Below are 354 nucleotides of genomic sequence, written 5' to 3'. Positions count from 1 at the left end.
TCCGACGCACCCGCAGGCCGATGAAGGCGAGACCCAGGCCGAGACCGATGAGGATCAGACCGCTGCCCAGCGGCAGGATCCGCAGCACGGGCTCGGCGGGGTCCTCGGCGTGGGTGACGGTCCGGTGCACGGGCTGGAGCGGCGGCGAGGAGGGCACGGGTACGGCCTCCTGGGAGGACGACGCGGAGTCGGCGGGCGCGGGAGTGTCCGAGCGGCTGGCGTCGCCGTCGGCCTTCGGCCCGCCCGTTTCATCGCCGCCACCTTCGTCCCCACCCCCTCCGCCGCTTTCGTCCTCGTCCTCCTCGGCGGTCGGCTCCGCGGTACGGCCCGGCCGCTCCCGTCCTTCGCCCGCCT

1 pseudogene is annotated in these 354 nt (G+C 75.4%); it reads right to left on the bottom strand.

The annotated features are described in order from the left end of the window. Nucleotides 1–354: pseudogene (locus tag JHN63_RS52215) on the bottom strand (hypothetical protein); the annotation flags it as partial.

It is taken from the genome of Streptomyces sp. MBT65 (assembly GCF_016612545.1).
Taxonomy (GTDB): domain Bacteria; phylum Actinomycetota; class Actinomycetes; order Streptomycetales; family Streptomycetaceae; genus Streptomyces.
Note: the sequence above shows the minus strand (reverse complement) of the source record. Positions and strands in the feature narration are given on the sequence as shown.